This is a genomic window from Halobacillus sp. Marseille-P3879, assembly GCF_900240285.1.
In the GTDB taxonomy this organism is placed as follows: domain Bacteria; phylum Bacillota; class Bacilli; order Bacillales; family Halobacillaceae; genus Halobacillus_A.
Genome location: NZ_OESS01000002.1, coordinates 914,860 through 928,354 on the forward strand (window position 1 = coordinate 914,860; position 13,495 = coordinate 928,354).

Genomic DNA, 13,495 nt, shown 5'->3' on the forward strand with positions numbered 1-13,495 from the left:
CACTGTACTCTGCTTTTTTTAGAGATTTGCAAAGGAGGAAACAGCTTTGTCATTTTCTTTGGATTTTTACCGATCGCAATATCCATTTGACCTTCTCTCAGACCGGGAATTTAAAGAAATTTTCAACCATGCCGAAGTGAAAGAGTTCGGCGGCAATGAATTCATTATTCATGAAGATCAGGATGATGATACCATTGATATCCACTTTTTATTATCAGGTTTGGCTAAAAATATTATGCACCGTTCAAACGGCCGTCAGCTGTCTGTGAGATTTTACTATCCTGGTGATTTGGTTGGGATAATGATTTTGTTAACGAGTGGGGAGATGAGATTTTCTGTACAAGCATTAGAACCTGTGAAGACCCTTTGTTTTAAAAGGGAACCGTTTCTGAAGATTATGTCCAATAATACTCAGTTTTCAAAAGTGGTTATGGACGGGGTCAGCCACTTAATGAAAAGCTTATACGATGAAGTGAAATTTAAAAGTTCTTCTACCGACGAGGAGGATGACAAAGAATTATATAAAAAGCGAGCAGGGGCCTATATGGAACAGCCTACTTTTATCCATCCGCAGGAAACGGTTGAAAAGGCTGCACGAATGCTTCAACAGCAGAAGGTAGAGGCCTTACTCGTCAGTGAAGACCGTCAGACCTTACTCGGTATGATTGGCTACGGAGATTTGTTAAAAGCTTATTTTGAAAACAACCATAGAGACTCTGTGTATCTCCATATGTCTGAAGAACCCTACTCTATAAGTGACCAAGAATTTATCTATGACGCTTTAAGCTATTTAAAGCATCATCCAACTGAGATTATACCTGTTCACCATAAAGATAAAATTGTAGGAATCCTGCGCCAGTCTTCCTTCTTTACAATCAGTAATTCCGTATATTTTGATTTAACGTATAGAATCTCTAATGCATCGACTCTCAACGAACTAAAAGACCTGTCCCCGATTTATAATAAACGGTTTCAAGACTTCGTTTCCAGTCTAATTGATGAGAGAATGATGGCTTATGATATTGCTGAATTGATTACGAACTACAACGACCGTATTCATAAACAGGTCGTTCAGATTGCAGAGGAAGAAATGATTTCTTCAGGATTGGGAGCGCCGCCGATCAACTATTGCTTCCTCGTAATGGGTAGTGAAGGGCGGAAAGAGCAAGCATTTTCAACCGACCAGGACAACGGGATGATATTAGCTGATTACGAAAATATCCGTAATAAAGATCAAATCGATGACTACTTTAAGCTACTTGCAGAAAAAATCAATACGATGTTAAACGAATGCGGCTTTCCTTATTGCTCAGGAGGTATTATGGCCAAAGAAGATAAATGGCGTCAGCAGAAAAATCAGTGGCAGCAAAGCATTGACGAATGGATACGCAAAATGGATGCGGAAGAAATACGCGATTTTACGATCTTTATGGATTTCCGGCCCATTTTCGGGGATTTTTCTCTGGCTTACGACCTAAAAAAACATGTGACAGCACGTGTCCAACGTTCTCTTGGTCTTCATCAGCTTTTGATGAAGGATACATTAAGATTCCGTGTCCCTGTTCAGCCGTTCGGCCGGATTTCAGGTGTAGGAAAAAGGAAGAACTTAAACTTAAAAAAATCAGCCATTATGCAGATTGTAAATGCCATCCGAATCTACAGCATGAAATATGGAATTGAGAATATTAACACTGTCAGCAGATTGAATGCTTTGTCTGAACAAGAAAGATTTCACCCAAGGGATGCCGAAAATGCAAAGCTTTCTCTCCATCGATTAATGACTTTAAGGATAAAAGAAAATTTAGAACAGCTTAAGAATAATGAGCCTCTATCGAACGAGTTAAAGCTGGCAAAATTAAACAGGGAAGAAAGAAAATCTCTCAAAGAAGCTTTGACAATAGCCAAACGATTACAACAGGTTCTCGAGCTGAGCTATAATCGGAATCGGGTGATGTAATGCTTCCCATTGACTTACAAATTTTAAAATATATTTTCTTTGAAAAACCGATCTATTATTATAAGATACGCCCTTATTTAAATAGTGATATTCATAAGGAATTGAATTTACTCATCCAGAAATATGAGAAACCAAATATCAAAAACGAAAGCCTGCTTGACATGGATTACACCATTTTCGACCTAGAAACAACAGGTTTTATACCAGAAATCGGACATGAAGTGATTTCCATCGGAGCAATAAGAATGAAGGGAAAAGATACACTGCACAGCACGACTTTCTACAAACTCGTACAACCAATCCGGCCAGTCGGGCGCCAAACATTAAAATTGACTGGTTTGAAAAAAGATCAGTTAAACCAGTCAGAATCGTTTCTAGACGTTTTTAAGGAGTTTCTCCACTTTAGTGAAGGCTCTGTGCTGGTGGCCCACCCAGCTAAATTCGATATGCGTTTTGTGCAAACAATGCTTAAACGCTGGAAACTCCCTGAACTAGATACACCGGTGATTGACTCCCAAAAGCTTGCAAAGTTTCTGTTTCCTGATGAGAAGCCGCAGCTTGACCCGCTGTTGAAAAAATTTAATATTACTAAACGCACCAGACATCATGCCCTTAACGATGCAGTTATGACCTCGGAATTGTTCGGGTACTTCCTACAGGAGCTAACCCTCAAACAAGATCGTACTTTTGAAGAGCTGAAGCACCTACTATATCAACATCAAAAAGCGAGAAACACTTAGGTTTCTCGCCAGCTTGTAGAGAAACCCCGTGTTTTTCAGCAAGCTTTTTTGTGTTCATGGGCAGGCGAATACCCACTCACTTTCCGCGGACGACCGCCCGAGGCTCCTCGTGAAACCCACACTGCGGGGTCTCGGATCGCTCGTTTTTCCGCAGGAGTCTCGCAGTATTCGCCCGCCCGTAACTGAAAAAGACTCTCCTTTACCTAGCTTACCCTGTCTCGGTGAAGGACAATCTTTTTCATGGTCTGACAGGCAGCTGTCAGTAATACCTGTTCCCGGACATTTTCTTTTCAACGCAAACGACAATAACGCAGCCCGTGAAGTTCTTTGGAATCTGCGAAGCTACGCTCAATTTTCTCTTTTTTCATTCGATAAATCCATTTGCCCTCATTAGATAATGCTTTTTATTTTGGGTACATGTCGCAAGATGGGGGCATTCCTTAGAGTGAAACATGACTAACACCGCCTTAGAGAGTTCTTACCTATAGTGTACGAAATTAACGCAGTGAAAAATGGAAGTTCCATAAAAAAATAAAGACTGCCGAGACTTTCTCGACAGTCTGAGCGAGAAACACTTAGGTTTATCGCCTTAGTTTAATTAGAAAAATGCACGATATAATGATTGTACGGCCCGATTTAAATCATCATCTTTAATCCCAAACATCATAGAAACTTCAGAAGACCCCTGGTTAATCATATCGATATTAACGCCAGCATCCTTAAATGCTGTTGAAGCTTTACTGGCTACGCCTATTGCTTCATTCATACCTTCACCAACGATCATTATCATGGCCATATTTCTTTCAATAGAAATGGTATCTACGTTTAATTCTGTTAAGATTCGCTTTTTAACTATTTCTTCCTTCTCTTCAGAAAGCTGATGATCTCTAATAATCACAGACATATCATCAATTCCTGATGGTGCATGCTCAAACGAAATGCCTTCCTCTTCAAGTATTTGAAGTAATTTACGGCCAAATCCAACTTCCCGGTTCATTAAATACTTACTTACGTATAAATTTAAAAACCCTGAGTCACTTGCGATTCCAGCCACATGTCCTTCTCTTTCAGGAAGTTCTGCAACAATCATAGTGCCTTCGCCGTCCGGATTATTCGTATTTTTAATACACACAGGAATCTTTTCTTTAAAAGCCGGTATTAAGGCTTCATCGTGAAAAACAGAGAAACCGGCATAAGATAGTTCTCTCATTTCACGGTATGTTAGAGATTTTAACTCTTTAGGCTGTTCAACAATCATCGGATTAACGCAGAATACAGAGTCAACGTCTGTAAAGTTCTCATAAAGATCTGCTTTCATGCCTGCCGCAACAATTGAGCCGGTAATATCAGAACCTCCGCGTGAAAAGGTAACTAAATCCCCGTCCAGCGTAAATCCAAAGAAACCAGGTATAACGAGTACACCGGCTTTGTCTCTTAATTTAAATAAATGCTCAAAACTTTCATCAAGCACAAGGGCGCCGCCTGGTTCATCACTTACAAATATACCGGCATCTTTCGGATTAACATAAGAAGATTCCAGTTCCCTTGCGTTTAAGTAAGCACTTAATATCAATGCCGTGCCGTCTTCGCCACAAGACTTAAGAGCATCCATACCACGTTTTACATCTGTTTCTAAAATTTCACAAGCATCATCAATACGTTTCTGAATGGTGTTGATAATAGAATGGTCTAATTCCAGTTCTCTAATAATAGATGCAAAGCGTTCAATCACCTGATCATAAATGGCTTTATTTTTTACTTTCACTTGCACAGATTCTCCAAGGGCAATAAGAAGATCGGTTGTTTTCGTATCCTTGGAGTGCCTTTTACCAGGAGCAGAAACGACAATTGCCTTCCTCTGGGGATCTGCTTTAATAATTTCTGAAACTTTTCTTAATTGATTCGCATCGGCAACTGAGCTGCCGCCGAATTTTACTACTTTCATTTGTACAACTCCCTGTTATGATGAACTAAAGTGTCTAATAATTAAGAATTGTACCATAATCTGTCGAGAAGATGAAATACAAATTCATCATATTTTTACTCAATCATAATTAAGACGGTCTCTCTATATAACTTTTTTAATTTAATTTCTTCTAAATTAAAAACAGTGTCCGCTACTAATTAAATAATTGTGTACGTGGAAGGTTTTAATGAAATTTCGTTAAAAAGTATTCTTAAATAACAATTTTGAATTGCACGGAAGTACTTTACAAATAAAGACGGTGGTTGATGATTCACATATTTCATTTAGGAATTAAAATTTTCCACAAAAAAACCTCCTATAAATTGAGTGGGGTTTCCAAATCTTCTCAATGAATAAGAGATTAAAAACTGTTGGAATAACACTGGTGTTTTATCGGTTTAAAATAATTTTTATTATTCACCAGTGACAACATATTAATCAATCATGAGTTCTATGAATTAAGACGCTTTGTGCTCTAATCTTAAGCGGTCAGCTACCATCGCTATAAATTCGCTGTTTGTCGGTTTTGCTTTTGTAGAGGAGATTGTATAGCCAAATAAAGATGAAATTGCTTCAATATTTCCTCGGTTCCACGCCACTTCTATGGCATGACGGATAGCTCGTTCTACCCTCGAAGCCGTAGTATTATAAGTTTAAAACCCGTCTATTCATCGGGTAATTTATTGGTATGATTTTAGATGTTTATTGGTCACTTGCGTAACCTATTTATAGAATAGACTATATTGTAGTAACTTGCAATAACTAATAGACTAATAAAAATACGCTATATAATAAGGAAGAAACACAAAAAACTAGTCAAGAATTGAGTAGTTACTTTGATACTCTCTCATTTACTTTATCTTTTATGATCGTTAGAAGTTTTATCACTTCAGCAAAACCTATAATCAATAAGCCAGATACCAATGTAGGAAGAAACCAAATTAAGAATATATTCCAATCAACTACATAAGTTATATCTGCCATATACAAAGCAACTATAATACCTAACGCAATTTCTAATCCTCCAACCCAGAACAATACCTGTGAAATACTACTGGGGTTTGGTTCTTGTATTCCAAAATGCGGCTCTACTGCCTCTTCGTTTCTTTCTTCCATATGTGTCACTCTCCCCATTCCTTATTTTGTTAATTATTCACTCTATTCTAAGGAAAGAAAGGGTATTCCTTCATTATTCTTATTTTATCAATCAATTTTTAATTTGTTATTACAATCATTCCCCCATAAAGGAATACTCCAATGACCCCTAATTTAGCTAAACCTTTGCTAACCATATTCAGAAATGCATATACTCCTATTGATACACCCACCAAGAGAGGGGATACTGTAATATACTCCGCCAAGAGATCAGTCATTCCCTCTTTTGCCCTTCCAACAATCCACTCCGTTACAATACCCATCTTCATTAAGACACTCCTTTCATGGCATCCACCAAGATATTCAACACCATTGGAGTCATCATGACTAACACATAACCTAATCCAGCACCTTGCATCATTGAGAAGCCTTTCTCTTTATTACCAATCATAATAAATAAAGCTCCGCCTAATACCACAACCATTGCAACTGGATAAGCCATAGCCTGAACTAAGCCTATTAATGGATCGAATGCTTTTACAACTGAGTTATACATTTGATCTGAACTTTGAGCAAATACTGGCTTTGCTGTGAAAAATGGTGCTACAGCTAAAGGAGCTAATGAAATGCCATGAAATTTAGTCTTTGCCTTGTAACTACCGTCCATAAACTCACCAAACTTATAAGTCTTCGTTTTCATGTGAATCCCCCTTAGATAAAGTCAGTATTTAAATACACATCTGCGTCTAAACCTTCGCATAATTCCAGCAACTTATTTCTCCTGTATTCTGTTGTGGTCATCCAAATTATCTTGGGTACGTTGCGAAATGCGTTACGTTCAATTAAACGCCTATACTTATCTATTTTCGTTCGATTCTTTTTCATTGTCTGTGTATTATCGACTTCGACAATGAAATACCTGTTATCTAATTGAAAGATTGCATCAGGCACAACTGTTATCTTTCCTAATTTAATACGCATCTCATTTTCCCATGTCTCAGGGCTACCATAAGCAACATACAAAGCGTTTCTCATCAAGTAATGATTAATATTCCCAGTTTTTTTACGTACCTTGTCACACTCAACTCTAGAACGTCCCTTACTGTTCAGGTAGTAGATGTTCTGACCATCTTTAAAAGTGTTGAGATAAGGGCTCATTCGTTGCAATACTTTCTGAGCGTTACGGTCACTTTTTAGATCATGTAAGACTTGTAATTGTCCCCTAGTCATATAGTCAAGCTTTTTCAAGGATAAGAGTATCTGTTCTTCCCTCTCCATTCTCTTTGCCTTGTTCTGATCCATGGTGTTCCCCCTTTACATGGTGTTCCCCCTTTGACCGAATCATAATATGCGGCTTAATAATCCTCTCAATATCTTTTTCTTTAATGTAGGGAGTTTGTGTAGTATGATTTTTAACTCTTCTGAATATTGCTCTTCCTTCAATCTCTGGAATCTCCTCAGCCCCACCTTCATCTAATACGGCTCTACTTTGCACATTGGTTTCTAATCGAAAACACAATCTTACACCGACATTTGCACGTACCTGCGAAGGCAGAGTCTCATTTGTAGGGTATTGAGTTGCATAGATCAGTCTGTAACCTGCCGACCTACCACGTCTTGCAATATCTACAACTATATCCCTGCTTTCATCATCGAGACTTGCTGCCTCATCAATAACAATAAAATCACGTTCTTTTTGTCCTGCCCTTTTAATATCTTTTATGCCATTCTCAAACAACCAATCTAATTTCTTTTCCATGTCCTTTTGAATATTTTCTAATATTCGCTTTGCTTCCTTAGTGCTTCTCCCAAAATTATTAGTTTGTTTTAACCCTTTGAAAGTGCCTAGTTCGGAGCCTCCCTTTAAATCGATCAAATTAAGCCTTACCTTGTCAGGTTGGTTCTTGACTAAAACAGAAATCAAAAGTTTTAAAAAGTCTGATTTTCCAAAACCTGTTGCACCAGCTACAATCATGTGGGGTCTTTTCTCAAAGTCATGAGTCATTAATTTATCCAATGTATATCCAACTGGTACTTTCCACCCTTTAACACTCTCCATCATTTCATCACTATAGGGATACATAGTTTCAAGTCCCTTATCGTAAACCCTAAATTTCAGCATTCCGTCATATTCCATTTCTATATGTTTATCTAATTTAATACGGTTGTTAGCAATGTTTCTGATTTGCTTTAATACATCCTTTTTCCAATTGATACTTTTCAGGTTAGACAAATTAAAATCTGACTGACTCTTATTATTTAGTCCATCGATGAACAGTTGTTTCTTTTCCTCAAAATCATTGAACGATAAGCCAAGTGGAATTTTATAAACATACTCGGTATAATTTTCCTTCCTCGTTTTTCGATAAATCCGAATCCCCTTTTTCACCTTATTTTCTCGGACAAACAATCCTGAACTGTCTGCGATTTTCTGGATCTTCGCATGATCATTTGAGTTTTTGTTCTGATAAAAATAAGTCCCTCCGACCACAGCTAACATACTTGCAGATGAAGCAATCTCAAAGAGCAAATCGCCACCCCTTTCAAGGTATCTTGATAAAGATAGTTGCTGTTCAAGCGAATTTTGATAAAGGTTATGGATTCAGTCATATCAACAACTTTGAAATTCGCATAGATGTTACATTGCCGTATTTGAAAACGTATATGCCTAAGTATAGTAATTGCATAGGTTGTCCTATGACAAATTAGTTCTAATTTATTAAAGGGAAAAGTTGATTTATGTAGAAGTAGTATGCAGGTGATAATATGGAATGTAATTTAAATGAGTGGATAAACAAACGTGGGTATAAGAAAAAATGGCTTGCCTCTCAAATAGGCGTAAGTGGAAATGTTCTTTCAAGATGGTGTAATGGGAGAAGCGAACCATCATTAAGAAATGCTTTAATGCTTGCAGAATTATTGGAGTGTAATGTTGAGGACTTATTCAAATTGAAATAAAAAAACCCTACACCTAATGAAAGATGTAGGGGAAAATAGGATTAAAAGGGTGATTCACTTTACATCTCACTAAATTGTGTAGATGTGTGGTATGGAGAAATTATTTCCATTGTAGTATATATTTTCTTTTTTGTGTAGAAGTAATAAAGCATAAGGTATATTTTTACACTTTCTTTACTTCCTTTATTTTTCTACCCTGTATGACAGGCAGTTTATAAGCAAGTATATGGGCCGTTTCTGCAAATACGATTTCCAAACTAGCGTACTGGAGAAAACTTATCAATTGATACCGCAGCTCTTTAAATTGTCTAGACTTCTTGGGGTTAATTTTGGGGATTTGTAACGAATACAAAGAAGAGAATGTATGAGAGATATCATACAAACAAAAATAAGCCCCTCACGTTTTACTTGGTGTAGGGCTTATTACTAAGTCTTCTTTTATCCAAAGGAGAAAACTTTCTAAGTGTATTATTCTTTATAAAGAATTTCTTTGTCGAACTGTTGTTTCTATGTATCTAACTTGAGTAACGGGGTTTTGCGCACTATATTTAGTGTACTCATTTACGAGCCGTGAAAGTTCTGAAGAATCAATAGGTGACCTTCTCTTGTAAATTGACTTATGCAAATCCTCAAAATAATCAATGGTATATAATTCATCCATTTTTATAAATGATGGTGCATCAAGAGGAGGATTAAAATTATTTATTCTTTCATTAGAAGGAAATAATAATTTCCTCTCTTTTCCTCTTATAGATGAAACATTTAATAAATCTAGAGATGAATTATTATAATTCTCAATTACAAGAAAAGGTCTTTTATAATTACATGGGGTTCCGTTAGCAAAGGGTAAACTTAGTACAAGAGCGTGGCCTGCTATAATCGGCATTAGGAGATTATAACTCCTTGTTGCTCATCAAATGTTAGAGTGTAAGCCTCATCTGGACAACCTAAATTTTCTAACATCGAAAGAAGCTCTTCGTTTAACGTTATTTCATCAGGATCATAATAAAAAGTTACCCCATTAACTACCTCTGATACTTTTGAAGTATCATAATCATCATATGCTTCCAGCATTTGCTTTACTTTCTTCACGTCACCCATGAAAATTCCGTCCATTGGTCGAATGATGCTTCTTGCAGTTTTATAAATATGTGGTTGTTCTGTTTTTGATTCTCTGTAAGGTATTTGCCAACTACTTAATTCGTGATTAAGGTCTGACAATTCTTTCGCTGACATTTCACCAAAGATACTAGCTGTTAATTCTAGTGTGTGGGTTACCTCTTCATTTTCAAAAACAAGCATATTTTCAGATTGCTCAATTAAACCGTAAAGTGAATCTCTATAGGTCAATCGTACGTCATTAATAACTGTGCCATTTTCGTATGCTCTCATTTCTTCAGCAAACAACAATTTCCCATACTTAGCAACATGGATAAGTTGGGAAAAATACAATAATTTCTGCAATTTCATGTTTCCATCAAAAGTGTTACGTGGAGAATCTAGATTATTCTTAATAAACCATTTTGCCACATCAATAGCTTTAGTACTCATTTTTCTACCCCCTTCTACAATAGTATCATTAAATATTACATTTGTGATTTTAAAAATACTTTAAAGTGAATTTTTCACCCACTAATCTCTACATTCCCGTTCATATCTTATATTACACTTTTCCCCCTTTCCATAGACCCTATTTCGACAATTAGGTTAAGAATTCCTTCAATTATAAAAATATTACGTTAATAATGTCATAAAAATTTAGTTGGATATCATCTTTTTCTTGTTGGTCGATACAGCTTACTTTCTTTGTATCCCCGTTCATACCTACCACCTTCACAGGTACGTAGGTGTAATTGTGTCCATTATGGTACTTGAGTTCAACAGTTAGATTATCATTCATAGCCATTTCTAACGCAAATGCATGATCTTGGATCTGCTGCTCATCCAGTACAGGTTTATCAACTCTGGTTTGTTCCTTATAGACTTCCTGAACCATTTGAACGTGTTCAGGCATCATAAGCGAAGTCCATTTTTTAGTACCTCGATCATTAATTTCACGCATAGTCTACGCCTCCCAACAAGAACGGTTGTTCTCATTATATCCAAACAGACTAACCTTAATCAATAAAATATTCCGTTAGTTATTAATCTATTTTTTAGTAACTTATTCATTTTATGGTAAAATAGTCTTACAACAAAGGGGGAAGATGGTATGGAAATAAATTATAGAAATGGCGTGTTCTCTGTGGCTGCTGAAGGTGAATACATACTATTATTAAATAAATGTGTTTTTTATCCACAAAACTTTACAGATGAAGATCTTAATAATGAAGTGTGGATTCAGTTGGCGAGTAAAAAAGAAGGTTTTTGGAAGGTATGGTTATATAACGGGAAGTTATTATTTGAAAAATTAAGTGAGGTGAAGTTATGAGTGCGGATATATGGATGGTTATTCTAACAGGATTATACGTCTTTCTAACTTATCTTATATTAAAATCAAACAAGCGTATGATCGAAGAGACAAAGAACATGACTGACGAAACTAAAATTGCCAGAAACATGGCTTATAGACCTGAAGTTATTGGATTTTTTAAGGAAGAAAATAAAGCATTGTATTTCGAAATTAAAAATATTGGCTCTCGAGTTGCGTTTGATTGCACTTTAAGTTTAGAACCAGGGTTTAATATTTATACTTATTTACCTGAAAACGACTTCATGGATGTTGAGTCTCCTAACTTAGTAAAACGGATAAAAGTATTAGCTCCTGATCAAAGATTAGAACAATTTGTTGGAGATCATCAGGAGATTTTGAAACACTACAAGAATAGTGTTGAATCAAATCCAGATCCAATCAATAATAATGCACTTGATACAAAACTCGTAATTAGGTATTTTGATTACGAAGGAAACTGTTACTCCGAAGAATACGAAGTGACTTTATTAGATTATAACAATCACAAAGGTGTTATAAGGCGAGACACACATGACTTAGTGAATGAAATAATTAAGCTGAATAATACGATAAGTGAGTTGAAATCATTTAGAAGAAAATAACCCCACTAATAAGTGGGGAATTATTTATACTTTCCTACCAAACTGACCAGATACGTATCCTCGCTTACCATCGTAGATAACTTCCCAATATCCTCTAGGATTATTTTTGCCTTTAACAGAGCCTGAAATATTTACCGTAGCGTTCTTTTTAATTGTTCCGATATTTTTGCTACTATTCCTGTCCGGTTTATCCATTACAATTGCAGCGCTGTTAACACCAATAATTTTAATCTTGCCTTTTACTGGACTAGAAGATTTCTTAGGTGTGGCTGTTTTTGGTGCTGCTGATTTACTTCCTCCACGCATCTTGCTTAGAAGAGATATGTTTTGTGGAGCAGTACCTTTATATCTAGAAATACCATATTTAGCAGCCAATTTTGCACGATAGTTGAAGCTAGAATCTACTCCAATACTTTTTAGGTATGTAACAATACTTGTTGTTTTCATGTCTCCATTAGAAGCTGGCTTAGGAGCAGGTTTACTTGCAGTTTCCTTAATTTTAATCTTCTCACCAATTTTAAGTTTTGATGGATCAACAGATGGGTTTAGTTTCTTAAGATCGTCAACAGATAATCCTTCGTTTTCATTTGCAATACTCCAGAAAGTATCACCTTGTTGAATAGTGTGAGTAGAAGCACCAGAAGCAGGAACGCTTGCAAATTCTTTTTCGCCTGAACATACAGCACGGTAGTCAAACTCAGGGCAAGCCTTCCAAGAGTATCCCGGGAATTCATTATGCCCACGAGTACGTTTATAGTTAGGCATATCTTTCTTCAAACAATCTACAAGTTGTTTTAGTGACCGTTTTTGTGCTTCAGTAGGTTTTTCTGATCTAAAGTCTCCTACAAGGCAAATACCAACAGCGAATTTATTTGAGTTACCTACATGATAGCTAAGTACACCTAAGTCATGGTTCCATTCGATTGTACCGTCTTTAAGGATTACAAAGGCATAGGCGATTTCGTGCCATCCATTTGTATGTACATGATAATTTGCAAAAGAATAGGAGTCTCCTTCTTTTGTCAATGAATGATGAATAGCTATGTCCGTTTTAACGCTGACATCATAAACTGGTTGCCAGCCGTTATGAGCAGTCTTCCCACGTAGATCTTTTAACTGGCTTAATTTTTCAAAATGTGCCATTATTTATTCTCTCCTTGATTTAAATTTAAAAAGACTCCCTTAAAAGGAAGCCTTAATCATTTATTCTGGTTATTATTAATACCTGGTTTTTCGTCCGATTTTTCAGAAGCTTTAGTCACTGGCTTTGGAATAGGAAGCCTTTTTTTGTCTAACTTCTTGACTATGTTATCCTCTTTACCAATTTCATGTATGTATTTTGCAATACCCTTGGGAATTGGAATACCCATTCTATCTAGATTCTCAAGTATGGAGATTCCTTCATTTCCTATGTAAAAGAATACTGCCATTGTTCTAAATACGGGTGCTCCTGATCCTACGAGTACATCAAGCATATTCGCTAAAATGATGACTAGAATAAACACTCCTTTCTTAAGAATGCCTCTAAATCCTACTGCACTTTTTAACTGTTTGTTGTAAGCACCTGCAGCCATTCCAGTAAGAAAATCAATAACCATAAATACTGCTAAAACAGTTAAGGATACATGCCACCCTCCTATAAGGAACGCTGTAATTGTTCCCCCTACTGCCAAAATCATTTTTAACTCCATTCTTTTATTCCCCTTCTTAACCATTTTGCTCCTT

Annotated in this window: 16 protein-coding genes and 2 pseudogenes; 5 read left to right on the forward strand and 13 right to left on the reverse strand. The window is 36.3% G+C overall.

Annotated elements, in window-relative coordinates; genetic code table 11:
• Window positions 1-46 precede the first annotated feature (46 nt).
• Window positions 47-1,957 carry a DUF294 nucleotidyltransferase-like domain-containing protein gene (locus C1A12_RS12450; RefSeq protein WP_101844193.1) on the forward strand — a complete coding sequence of 637 codons (1,911 nt, stop codon included), beginning with the start codon at window positions 47-49 and terminating at the stop codon, window positions 1,955-1,957.
• The gene (locus tag C1A12_RS12455) at window positions 1,957-2,697 is read left to right on the forward strand and encodes a PolC-type DNA polymerase III (protein WP_101844194.1); all 741 of its coding nucleotides are present in this window, start codon (window positions 1,957-1,959) and stop codon (window positions 2,695-2,697) included. Before C1A12_RS12450 ends, C1A12_RS12455 begins: the two co-directional genes overlap by 1 nt.
• 203 nt (window positions 2,698-2,900) lie before the next feature.
• Here the strand turns inward: C1A12_RS12455 and C1A12_RS12460 are convergent.
• The 8 genes and pseudogenes from C1A12_RS12460 to C1A12_RS12495 all read right to left on the reverse strand — a co-directional run.
• Window positions 2,901-3,095, reverse strand: a pseudogene (locus C1A12_RS12460) (transposase); the annotation flags it as partial.
• Window positions 3,096-3,295: 200 nt separating this feature from the next.
• A complete protein-coding gene (locus C1A12_RS12465; protein WP_101844195.1) occupies window positions 3,296-4,642 on the reverse strand; it encodes an aspartate kinase in 1,347 nt (448 codons plus the stop codon).
• Between the two features lie 479 nt (window positions 4,643-5,121).
• Window positions 5,122-5,313: pseudogene (locus C1A12_RS12470) on the reverse strand (sporulation initiation factor Spo0A C-terminal domain-containing protein); the annotation flags it as partial.
• A 181-nt stretch (window positions 5,314-5,494) separates the two neighbouring features.
• Complete coding sequence (locus C1A12_RS12475; RefSeq protein ID WP_101844196.1) at window positions 5,495-5,779, reverse strand: hypothetical protein; 285 nt, start codon at window positions 5,777-5,779, stop codon at window positions 5,495-5,497.
• Window positions 5,780-5,877: 98 nt separating this feature from the next.
• The gene (locus tag C1A12_RS12480; protein WP_101844197.1) at window positions 5,878-6,087 is read right to left on the reverse strand and encodes a hypothetical protein; all 210 of its coding nucleotides are present in this window, start codon (window positions 6,085-6,087) and stop codon (window positions 5,878-5,880) included.
• Window positions 6,087-6,458, reverse strand: coding sequence for a TrbC/VirB2 family protein (locus tag C1A12_RS12485; RefSeq protein ID WP_101844198.1), 372 nt, complete (start codon window positions 6,456-6,458; stop codon window positions 6,087-6,089). Before C1A12_RS12485 ends, C1A12_RS12480 begins: the two co-directional genes overlap by 1 nt.
• 11 nt (window positions 6,459-6,469) lie before the next feature.
• Complete coding sequence (locus tag C1A12_RS12490; protein ID WP_101844199.1) at window positions 6,470-7,060, reverse strand: replication-relaxation family protein; 591 nt, start codon at window positions 7,058-7,060, stop codon at window positions 6,470-6,472.
• Window positions 6,993-8,288 carry an FtsK/SpoIIIE domain-containing protein gene (locus tag C1A12_RS12495; protein WP_235001592.1) on the reverse strand — a complete coding sequence of 432 codons (1,296 nt, stop codon included), beginning with the start codon at window positions 8,286-8,288 and terminating at the stop codon, window positions 6,993-6,995. Before C1A12_RS12495 ends, C1A12_RS12490 begins: the two co-directional genes overlap by 68 nt.
• A 236-nt stretch (window positions 8,289-8,524) precedes the next feature.
• Here C1A12_RS12495 and C1A12_RS12500 point away from each other — a divergent pair, with 236 nt between their 5' ends.
• A complete protein-coding gene (locus C1A12_RS12500; protein ID WP_101844200.1) occupies window positions 8,525-8,716 on the forward strand; it encodes a helix-turn-helix transcriptional regulator in 192 nt (63 codons plus the stop codon).
• Window positions 8,717-9,191: 475 nt separating this feature from the next.
• On the opposite strand, the gene C1A12_RS12510 is transcribed toward C1A12_RS12500, so the two are convergent.
• The 3 genes from C1A12_RS12510 to C1A12_RS12520 form a co-directional block, all read right to left on the reverse strand.
• Complete coding sequence (locus C1A12_RS12510) at window positions 9,192-9,602, reverse strand: hypothetical protein (protein WP_101844202.1); 411 nt, start codon at window positions 9,600-9,602, stop codon at window positions 9,192-9,194.
• A complete protein-coding gene (locus C1A12_RS12515; protein ID WP_101844203.1) occupies window positions 9,602-10,267 on the reverse strand; it encodes a Panacea domain-containing protein in 666 nt (221 codons plus the stop codon). The genes C1A12_RS12510 and C1A12_RS12515 overlap by 1 nt, the downstream gene beginning before the upstream one ends.
• Before the next feature lie 172 nt (window positions 10,268-10,439).
• Window positions 10,440-10,778, reverse strand: a complete 339-nt coding sequence (locus tag C1A12_RS12520; RefSeq protein WP_101844204.1) for a YolD-like family protein — start codon at window positions 10,776-10,778, stop codon at window positions 10,440-10,442.
• A gap of 150 nt (window positions 10,779-10,928) precedes the next feature.
• On the opposite strand from C1A12_RS12520, the gene C1A12_RS12525 reads away from it, so the two are divergent.
• On the forward strand, window positions 10,929-11,147 hold the full coding sequence (locus tag C1A12_RS12525; RefSeq protein WP_101844205.1) for a hypothetical protein: 219 nt from the start codon (window positions 10,929-10,931) through the stop codon (window positions 11,145-11,147).
• Window positions 11,144-11,770: a hypothetical protein gene (locus C1A12_RS12530; protein ID WP_101844206.1), complete on the forward strand. Its 627-nt coding sequence runs from the start codon at window positions 11,144-11,146 to the stop codon at window positions 11,768-11,770. Before C1A12_RS12525 ends, C1A12_RS12530 begins: the two co-directional genes overlap by 4 nt.
• Before the next feature lie 24 nt (window positions 11,771-11,794).
• On the opposite strand, the gene C1A12_RS21570 is transcribed toward C1A12_RS12530, so the two are convergent.
• Both C1A12_RS21570 and C1A12_RS12540 read right to left on the reverse strand, forming a co-directional pair.
• On the reverse strand, window positions 11,795-12,913 hold the full coding sequence (locus tag C1A12_RS21570) for an N-acetylmuramoyl-L-alanine amidase (protein ID WP_101844207.1): 1,119 nt from the start codon (window positions 12,911-12,913) through the stop codon (window positions 11,795-11,797).
• A gap of 56 nt (window positions 12,914-12,969) precedes the next feature.
• On the reverse strand, window positions 12,970-13,461 hold the full coding sequence (locus tag C1A12_RS12540; RefSeq protein ID WP_101844905.1) for a holin family protein: 492 nt from the start codon (window positions 13,459-13,461) through the stop codon (window positions 12,970-12,972).
• Between the last annotated feature and the right edge of the window lie 34 nt (window positions 13,462-13,495).

What these genes read in the sequence shown, in the direction of transcription:
- C1A12_RS12530 (WP_101844206.1), top strand. Translation starts at nt 11,144, where the DNA reads ATGAGTGCGGATATATGGATGGTTATTCTAACAGGATTATACGTCTTT.
- C1A12_RS21570 (WP_101844207.1), bottom strand. Translation starts at nt 12,913, where the DNA reads ATGGCACATTTTGAAAAATTAAGCCAGTTAAAAGATCTACGTGGGAAG.
- C1A12_RS12490 (WP_101844199.1), bottom strand. Translation starts at nt 7,060, where the DNA reads ATGGATCAGAACAAGGCAAAGAGAATGGAGAGGGAAGAACAGATACTC.
- C1A12_RS12540 (WP_101844905.1), bottom strand. Translation starts at nt 13,461, where the DNA reads ATGGAGTTAAAAATGATTTTGGCAGTAGGGGGAACAATTACAGCGTTC.
- C1A12_RS12510 (WP_101844202.1), bottom strand. Translation starts at nt 9,602, where the DNA reads ATGCCGATTATAGCAGGCCACGCTCTTGTACTAAGTTTACCCTTTGCT.
- C1A12_RS12480 (WP_101844197.1), bottom strand. Translation starts at nt 6,087, where the DNA reads ATGAAGATGGGTATTGTAACGGAGTGGATTGTTGGAAGGGCAAAAGAG.
- C1A12_RS12515 (WP_101844203.1), bottom strand. Translation starts at nt 10,267, where the DNA reads ATGAGTACTAAAGCTATTGATGTGGCAAAATGGTTTATTAAGAATAAT.
- C1A12_RS12475 (WP_101844196.1), bottom strand. Translation starts at nt 5,779, where the DNA reads ATGGAAGAAAGAAACGAAGAGGCAGTAGAGCCGCATTTTGGAATACAA.
- C1A12_RS12465 (WP_101844195.1), bottom strand. Translation starts at nt 4,642, where the DNA reads ATGAAAGTAGTAAAATTCGGCGGCAGCTCAGTTGCCGATGCGAATCAA.
- C1A12_RS12455 (WP_101844194.1), top strand. Translation starts at nt 1,957, where the DNA reads ATGCTTCCCATTGACTTACAAATTTTAAAATATATTTTCTTTGAAAAA.
- C1A12_RS12525 (WP_101844205.1), top strand. Translation starts at nt 10,929, where the DNA reads ATGGAAATAAATTATAGAAATGGCGTGTTCTCTGTGGCTGCTGAAGGT.
- C1A12_RS12500 (WP_101844200.1), top strand. Translation starts at nt 8,525, where the DNA reads ATGGAATGTAATTTAAATGAGTGGATAAACAAACGTGGGTATAAGAAA.
- C1A12_RS12520 (WP_101844204.1), bottom strand. Translation starts at nt 10,778, where the DNA reads ATGCGTGAAATTAATGATCGAGGTACTAAAAAATGGACTTCGCTTATG.
- C1A12_RS12485 (WP_101844198.1), bottom strand. Translation starts at nt 6,458, where the DNA reads ATGAAAACGAAGACTTATAAGTTTGGTGAGTTTATGGACGGTAGTTAC.